This is a genomic window from Methylobacter sp. (assembly GCF_036845245.1).
Taxonomy (GTDB): Bacteria; Pseudomonadota; Gammaproteobacteria; order Methylococcales; family Methylomonadaceae; genus Methylobacter_A.
The window spans coordinates 1-5689 of record NZ_DAIUEH010000103.1; the positions used below are offsets into that span (position 1 = coordinate 1).

General features: G+C 46.8%; 3 protein-coding genes. 2 read left to right on the top strand and 1 reads right to left on the bottom strand.

Annotated elements, in window-relative coordinates; translation table 11 throughout:
* Positions 1–59: 59 nt before the first annotated feature.
* Entirely contained in the window at positions 60–788 is a 729-nt protein-coding gene (locus V7051_RS24195; RefSeq protein WP_333879325.1) for a glycosyltransferase, read from the top strand.
* The gene (locus tag V7051_RS24200; RefSeq protein ID WP_333879324.1) at positions 778–2523 is read left to right on the top strand and encodes a glycosyltransferase; all 1746 of its coding nucleotides are present in this window, start codon (positions 778–780) and stop codon (positions 2521–2523) included. The genes V7051_RS24195 and V7051_RS24200 overlap by 11 nt, the downstream gene beginning before the upstream one ends.
* Here the strand turns inward: V7051_RS24200 and V7051_RS24205 are convergent.
* The gene (locus V7051_RS24205; RefSeq protein WP_333879323.1) at positions 2507–5632 is read right to left on the bottom strand and encodes a restriction endonuclease; all 3126 of its coding nucleotides are present in this window, start codon (positions 5630–5632) and stop codon (positions 2507–2509) included. The two genes, V7051_RS24200 and V7051_RS24205, sit on opposite strands and share 17 nt — an antisense overlap.
* Positions 5633–5689 lie beyond the last annotated feature (57 nt).

A 5689-nucleotide genomic window follows, 5' to 3' on the forward strand; every position in this document is an offset into this window, starting at 1 on the left:
TTTGTAAGGGGCATCCGAGGAGAAAAGTGCTTATGGAGTGATAACTAGGAATTATCTTTATGCTGACACCCGATGCAGAACGAGATGAGTTTACTCCAATATCTCAAAACGAAACCGCCAATGTGTTAGTTATTTCCCTTCATGCGGATCCAGTTCAACCAAGTGGAACAGGGGAAGGAGGGGGTACACATGCCTATGTGCGAGAAATATTGCGAGGATTAGCTCTTAAATGCAGATATGCAAGTGTCGTCACTCGCCACGCAGACCCTAATTTGCCAGCCGATCAAAGGCTTTCGGACTTTACCTCTATTCATCGAATTAAGCTTGGTGAAATCGCACCAATCGACAAGCGGTTTCTTAATTCCTTCCATGACCATACTGTTAAATTGATCGCTGAAATTATTCGGAATCAAAAATGGCCGATTCACATACTGCACGGGGTCTATTGGAATTCAGGTCGAGCTGCCATGGATCTATCCCATCAATTCAACGTTCCTTTTGTCCAGACTGTCATTTCCAATGGCAAACGGCGTCAACAACAAGGTTATTTGGATAATGCCGATAGCCGGATTGAAATCGAAACAGAACTTTACCACGCGGCCTCAGCCATCTTTTGCATCTCCACCGAAGAACGTAACGATTTGGTTCATTTATACAGCGTGAATCCTAACAAACTTCATGTGATTGGACGTCCGGTTCCCTTACCTTTTTGCTGTCCAGCACAAGGAATCGATGGCACCCCCCGATATGTTGACCTAGAACTTGAAGGTGTCTACCATGACCTGTGATGTAAATATCCAAACATTAGAAATCGACGATATCCTCCGATGGCAATCCAATCGTGCGTTTGTCTATTTTGGACGATTAGCTCCATCTAAGGGGGTTGATATTGTCTTGCGATGTTGGCTAGATCTCGCAGATAGCTGTTCTGGAATCTGTCCTCCCTTGTGGCTAATCGGCGGGTCACCAAAAGAAATCTCTGATATACGCCGATATACTAAGCTCGAAGAGCGTTTGGTCTCATATGAACGTGATTCCCGAATCATGTGGTGGGGGTATCTTGACCCTCCGGGTGTGAGCGCGGTTTTGCTGCGTGCTATTGTGCTAATAACGCATTCGCACTATGAGCCAGGAGGTAGAGTTATCGTCGAGGCAATGCGTCAGGGCATACCAGCTATCGCCACGCCACATGGATTTGCACCGGATTTGATCGCTGACTGGATTTCTGGATTTCTGGTTCCTTACGGTGACGAAGCATGTCTTCGACAACGCATGTCATTATTCGTGCACCAACCATTTTTGTCTCAAGCGATGGGTTATCAGGCGCGACTGATAACCGAAGATGCGCTGAGAAACTGGGACTTCTTTGCTTATCATCATTTCATCTATGATGCCATTGCCACGAAAAAATCTATATCAGCATCATCTAAATTTCCGCAACCGAATGATTACCCATCAGTCTTGAAACGGCGTTTGGTACGGTTACCCGGATATATAGAAAGTGTTACTGATCTTGCGCCCATCGTTGAAGTGTGGGCGGAATCGCTACTCGGTGGTGGCGCGAACATAAGTCTTCAGGCCGTCGGAGGAAAATCTCTAAGTTGGCGCGCTACGAATTCTGAAGATGAAATTTGGATCAAACATGTGCATAGTCATTTTCGCATGACGTCTGCTTGGCTTTTACATGGCCCATCGGAACCATGTTACTCTGCGAGCGCTAAGTTTACGTCCGAAATTTTCAATAGTGCTGACGGTATTGTAAGGACTCTGGCCAGCAATTCGGAACACTACCTTATTGCACAGCCGGTGTGCAGCCCACTTGAGTCACTCCGAGACGCTCCTGAGCAAGCGGCAGTCATGCGGCAAGCACTTGATGCACTGGCCGACACGCCCTGCCCTGAGGGTGGAGAGATGTTTCGAGAAATTGCCCGGAAATATTTCCACGGTGTTGATGACTTCGATTATGCGCTTGTAGAGCGAGATATAAAGGATTGTCCACTCAATAGACATTCCCCATGGCCTCTTTCTTACAGATCGAGTTTGCGGTTGCGTCTTACTTTGTTGACCCAGGCGGCGACTTTCGGAAAATTGCTGCTACCAGGTGATATGAAAGAAGAATTCGTGAAACTTCGGACTCGGCTTCACGAACTTGCATACCATGAGGAACACCTTCCTATCGTTATGCTGCATAACGGAGCTAAAGTATCCCATTTTGCTCTCGCTCCTCAGGGAAATGTGGTGCTGCTTGATAAGGAGCGCCTTTCCTATGGCTTTAAGGGAAAAGATCACGGAGAATTAGCGGCCAACTTGCTGATCCGATATCCGCAAGCAAATATCGGAGAATTGATTTGCAAATTGTCAGATACGCCAGATGAACATGCGGTCACGATAACTTGGATGGGATTACACCTTCTGGCGGAAGCTGGATTTCAGCTGGCCTGCGAACGACACGAAAAGCTTCCTCAAACTTTGGAGGCATGGAATTGTTGGAGACAAGCCTTAGAAGCTATCCCGTCACCATGATACGGTTAGCATGTATATGCGTAGTGCCATCGAATACAGAAGATGGCCAAGCGTTTGCGCGTAGAGTATCGAGATCACTCTTCAAATAAGGTAGTGCAACGGTGGTGACTAATCTATCAGCGGCTTGCTTTTCATCACTTCGATCTAAAGATCTTAAAGCAGATAGGAGACCAATATACCAACGCTCTCTACGCGCGTCCAAGTCTGAAAACTGCCTTTGACGCGGTTTTGTGATCAGGCGGAACGCTTCAAAAGCATGTTGTTTTGCGGTTTTCCAATCATGTTTGTCCGCTGCGATCCCGGCTGCGTTGGCGCGCATACGCCAAAGAAAACGATAGTAGTAACTCCTTTCAGCAGCAAATACGGCCAGCTCTATCTGTGTGGATGCAGCTACTAACTCTTCCCGCGCCCAATGACAGCACGCAGCAATATTCCGGGCACGAGCCTCTTGAGTTTCATACGAATTAGACAGTGCTGTTGCTGCCGCTGCTTCGGCATTGACAAGAGCATTTTCGTAGTTGCCAGTAAGAAAATGAGCCATGGCGATATCGACTTCTAAATGCAAAATATTACGTAAAGATGGCTGAGATTCCGCTCTCAACATTTCACGCATCTGATAATACATCTCCAACGAAAGCTGCGGGTTAGTGGTTAAGTTTGCGGCTGCAATATTTGATAATCTACTTCTCTGCAATGACCTGATAAGCGGAAAGCGTGCCACCGCAAGATCATACTGGACTTGAGATTCCTCACGTTTTCCCAACCCCTTAGAGGTCATAGCAATTGCGGATTGAATATCAGCTTGTAATTTGTCGACAAGATTCTTTCCACGCCGTTCGAGTTCACGACTTAGTGAATATGCTTCATCAAAGCATTCCAATAAAAATAATCGACGCCAACGTAAGAGTCCAACTTGTATGTGCAACGCTACATCTTCACGTAAGATGGGTGACAAACCAATATGAGTTTCGAGTGCTGCCAATCGCCCCATATTAACTTCAAGTTGTAAACGGTTGCGATTGTGCTCAACATCCAATTGCCTTACCAGCGTATCAGCGATCATTTTATCGCGTGTCACGTCGGGCAGGATACAATGTTCAGCTGCTTGATACGCCAAATCCCACATCTCGCTGGCGTCGCTTAGTTGCCACTGAGCTTCAGAAGCCTGAGCACATAGACATGACCGAGTGAAAGCGTCTTCCATATCTCCCGCCCTCAGAGCCAGTTTGGCCTCAATTCGGTTGAGAGCTCCACCTGCGGGGTAAAATTTACTAATTTGCCCTCGAAGCCGAACTGCCATTTTTTCTGCCGCGAAGATATGCTCGTCGACTAGTGCTGCACAGCATTCCCTGAGTAGATCGTGACGCACTCGTAACGCTGCTCGCATACTGTGGTGAGATTCGAAAATTCCCGTTTGTGTCAAAGTATCTGCCAAGGTAGCTTCGTCCTGCTGCCAGTCCAGTTGGGCTATCCAAGCCAAGGGTAACGCGCCATCCATTAACGCGGCGCTGACAATGGCGTCTTTGTAGATTGTTTGCTGACTACCCGCCCAAAACTCTACTAAGTTGCGTATGACTACAGTCGCTTTGTTAGGAGTTATTCCCTCGAAAAACTTCTCCAGGTCTCGAATAGCAACGGCATCTTCAGTGGTCGTGCCAACAATCTCGTGCTGCTTCAGCCACAGGCAGGCGACCTCGATCAGAAATGGTGAAAGACCGACGCGCTCGAAAATGATCTGTGCCCTATTTAAACCCAAAGCCGGTAGCCAGTAGTCCACCAGAGCATACGCATCAGCTTTATCCAAATCAGGGACTCGCAATCGATCAAGCGTTGCGGTTCGACGTAACAATTTCTGGAATGTACCCCAATCAGCTGGCGAAGTTCTGAGTGCGTCACCATCAGTTCGTAATTCGATCAACATAACGCCATATGTAGACACTTCGTTGATAATAGCTATAAGAAAATCCAAAACTTCAGAGGTTGCTTTGTTGAGGTTTTCACAGACAATCAAGAATCGACGCAATGCCGCCTGACGTTCCGCAATTCGACCGAGATATTCGGCGAGTAAAGCCTTGTTTAAATTGCTGCGGACTTGGAAAACTTCATCGCTGGCCTGGACTACCATTGATACTGCGTCGATGAATTTTTCAGGTTGAGAGGTGCCCAGCGCCGCGTTTAGGAGGCGCGAAATATCTTTCTGGTCAGAGTCGCAATCTATCAATATTGCCCCCAACTCGATCCCGGTCAAACGCTCAAAGACATTGAGAAATAAATGATTTGCTGTGCGGATGGTCGAAAGGTCTAATTTAGACGTATTCTTGAGCGGTTCGATTGTGGCCATTGCATGGGACAAGAGGAAACTCTTGCCTGACCCAGAAGCGCCTTCTAAAAGCGCAACACCAGCTGGCTCATCCATGCATTTGCGTAGAGTATTGACTAAAGATTGTCTACGTACACCAATCACATGGGGTAAATCTCGCTTTGTTTCAGACACAGTGAGCAAGCAGGAGGACAGTTTTCCATGTTTATCAGATCCAATAGATAGATGAGCAATTGCACCATCAATACTGCTACCAAAAGAAGCTAGCGAAATTTTAAATATTCGCTCTTTAGGTGCATTGGCATCGACTTCTCGTAGCCAATCTAACAATGTTACCGGATAATTTTGAATTATGAGGTCGTTATATCGAGTCGCAACCCAACTAGAAACTGCTGGTCCATCAACTAGCCTGACTTGCATGCGGGTAGCCCGGGCAAATCGAGCCACTTCTCTAACCGCTTGAGGCGTATAGAGCTGGTTAGTCACAATGACAAGCGCATTTGCGGCATTGTTGTGAGCAACAACTAGAGTTGCTGCAAACGTCCTTAGCCCCACATCTCCGCCCTTAGTGCGTAACTTTGCTTCAAGAAGAATCCGAAAAGAAAGGTCGAGATTTTCTTCAGCAGCCAATTGAAATTTGACCTCAGCATCGTAGCCACCGTCCTTGGATGCTGGCGTCAAACGCAGAGCGGTAGGCTCCATATTAAACTGGTCTTTAATTAATTCTAGACTAAGACGCTCAAAATCAAGCCAATATTCCTGTGCATATGATTTCGGTCGTTTCGGCATGCATAATTCCTAGTTATCACTCATTATAGTTATGATTACCCCGCCTAAAAACAGCAG